The organism is Streptomyces sp. SID486, from assembly GCF_009865385.1.
In the GTDB taxonomy this organism is placed as follows: Bacteria; Actinomycetota; Actinomycetes; order Streptomycetales; family Streptomycetaceae; genus Streptomyces.
Genome location: NZ_WWJT01000122.1, coordinates 1 through 2,670, shown reverse-complemented (window position 1 = coordinate 2,670; position 2,670 = coordinate 1). Strand labels below are relative to the sequence as shown.

Annotated in this window: 3 protein-coding genes and 1 pseudogene; all 4 read left to right on the top strand. The window is 75.2% G+C overall.

Translation table 11 applies throughout. From position 1 onward, the window contains the following. On the top strand, nt 1–1,348 hold a 1,348-nt coding region (locus GT045_RS06325), incomplete at its 5' end, for a 4'-phosphopantetheinyl transferase superfamily protein (protein WP_161333560.1). Then, entirely contained in the window at nt 1,345–1,665 is a 321-nt protein-coding gene (locus tag GT045_RS06320; protein ID WP_161333559.1) for an acyl carrier protein, read from the top strand. The genes GT045_RS06325 and GT045_RS06320, both read left to right, overlap by 4 nt. Nucleotides 1,666–1,668: 3 nt before the next feature. Next, nucleotides 1,669–2,469 (top strand): alpha/beta hydrolase, encoded by an 801-nt coding sequence (locus GT045_RS06315; protein ID WP_161333557.1) that lies wholly within the window; start codon nt 1,669–1,671, stop codon nt 2,467–2,469. Further along, nucleotides 2,466–2,670, top strand: a pseudogene (locus tag GT045_RS06310) (glycosyltransferase); the annotation flags it as partial. The gene GT045_RS06315 and the pseudogene GT045_RS06310, both read left to right, overlap by 4 nt.

The window sequence follows — 2,670 nt, the reverse complement described above, 5'->3', positions numbered from 1 at the left end:
GCCCCCCAGCCGCCCCATCGCCACCCCCGCCCGCGTCGCCGTCACCTTCGGTCCCGCGGCCCGCGCCGTCGTCGAACTCGCCCCGGACCACCCGGCGCCGCCGGCCCGCCTGCCCCTGCCGGACGGTCCGGAGCGGGTGCCCGACCACACGGCGGCGCAGCTGTACCGGGACCGCTGGATGTTCCACGGCCCCCGGTTCCAGGGCCTGACGGAGCTGACCGCGATCGGTGAACGGCACGTCCGTGGGGTGATCACCACTCCCGCGGCACCCGGCGCCCTGCTCGACAACGTCGGCCAGCTGCTGGGTTACTGGATCATGGCGACCCGCACCGAGCGGACCGTCGTCTTCCCGGTGCAGCTGGCACACGCACGGTTCCACGGCCCGCACCCGGCCCCGGGCACCGAGGTGCACTGCCTGCTGCGGATCACCACCCTCACGGACACCGTGCTGGAGGCGGACGCGGAGCTGACCGCCGGCGGCCGGGTGTGGGCGCGGCTGACCGGCTGGCAGGACCGCCGCTTCGACAACGACCCCACCACCCGCCCTGTCGAACGCTTCCCCGACCGCCACACCCTCGGTACGGCCATGCCCGGCGGCTGGGCGCTGGTGTACGAGCGGTGGCCCGACCTGGCCTCCCGCGAGCTGATCATGCGCAACTCGCTGGGCAGCGCCGAGCGTGCCGCCTACGCGCAGCGCCCGCCGCGCGGGCGCCGGCAGTGGCTGCTCGGCCGGATCGCGGTGAAGGACGCCGTACGGCACCGGCTCTGGCGGCACGGCGAAGGTCCCGTCTTCCCGGCGGAGATCAGCGTGGGCAACGACGAACTCGGGCGCCCCGGTGTCACCGGCGTGCACGGCCGCGTCCTGCCGCCGCTGGACGTCTCGCTCGCCCACCGGGCCGAGGCGGGCGTGGCGATCGTACGGCCGCACCGCCCGGGACCCGGCTCCGGCCCCGGCATCGACATCGAGGAGATCACCGACCGCGACCCGGCGACCCTCGCCACCGCGCTCGGCCCGGCGGAACTGCGGCTCCTGCGCGACCTGTGCGCGGACGGCGGTGCACCGGAAGCCGTGTGGTTCACCCGCTTCTGGGCCGCGAAGGAGGCGGTCGCCAAGGCCGAGGGCGTCGGGTTCGGCGGCCGGCCCCGGGACTTCACGGTGCTGGAGGCCGCCCCGGACGGCACCCGGCTGCTGGTCTCCGGCCGCCTGGAACGCGCCCGCACCGTGCACCTGGCCGCCGTGACCAACCCGCCCGCCCTGCCCGCCCGCGACTACGTGGTGGCCTGGACGACCGGCCCCGGAGCCGACGACGGACACCCCGACCCAGCAGCCGAGGAGTACGCCCGATGAACCCCACCCACCCGGCCCCGGCGCAGCCCACCGCCGACACCGTGCTCGCCGACATCGCCGGCATGCTCCGCACCGTGCTGGCGGAGTACGGCGACGACGACGTCGTGATCGGCATGTCCACCGGCTTCAACCGCGACCTCGAACTGGAGAGCATCGACCTCGTCACCCTGGCCGGGCTGCTGGAGGAGCGCTACGGACGGCGGGTCAACCTCGCCGAGTTCCTGGCGGGCATGGAGTTCGACGAGATCATCGAACTCACCGTCGGCCGGCTCGTGGAGTACGTGGTGTGGAGCCTGAAGACCACCGAGGCGGGCTGACCCATGGCGATGGTCGACGCCGGCGGCATCCGGCTGCACGTCCAGCGGACCGGCCCCACGGACGGCCGCGACCCGCACTCCACCGTCGTCCTGGTGCACGGGCTGCTCACCGACAGCCTGGCCAGCTACTACTTCACCGTCGCGCCCGCGCTCGCGGCGGCCGGACTCGACGTCGTCATGTACGACCTGCGCGGTCACGGCCGCAGCGAACGCCCGGCGTACGGCTACACCCTGGACCACAACATCGACGACCTGGCGGCACTCCTCGACCGGCTCGGCGTCACCGGGGCCGTCCACCTCGTCGGCAACTCCTACGGCGGCACCATCGCCTTCGGCTACGCGGCCCGCCACCCCGGCCGGGTGGCCGGCCTGACCCTGATCGAGTCGGAACCCGCGACGGCCGCCTGGGCCGCGAAACTCGGCCGCATCCTGCGCCGGGTGGTCACCGAACTCGCGGACAACGAGGCGGACGCGCTCGCCTGGGTCGCCGCCCACCGCGGCCACAACACCGCACGGCTGGCCAAGGGCGCGGCCCGGCTCGTCCGCGAGACCACCCTCGGCACCGACATCCCCGCCAGCCGGGTGCTCACCGAGGACCGGATCAGAGCCGTACGCTGCCCCGTCCTCGGCGTGTACGGCGGGGACTCGGACATGGTCGCCCTGGTGCCGGCGCACCGGCGGCTGCTGCCCGACTACCGGGCGGTCGTCCTGCCGGGACACGAGCACTCGGTCCTGGTCGAGGCGCCCGGCGCGGTCGGCGGGCACATCCTGGACCAGGTGCACGCGGGGGCGGGCGTCCGGTGAGCGGATTCCTCTTCGTCGTCCCGCCGCTGACCGGGCACATCAACCCCGCCGTCGGCGTCGCCGCCCGCCTGGCCGCGTACGGGCACCGCGTGGCCTGGGCGTGCGCCGACCCGGCGCTGGTCCGGCGGCTCGCGGGTGCGGACGCCGAGGTGTTCGCGTGCGCCGGGCCGGTGCCGGGCACCCCCGGCGCCGTGCGGCCGC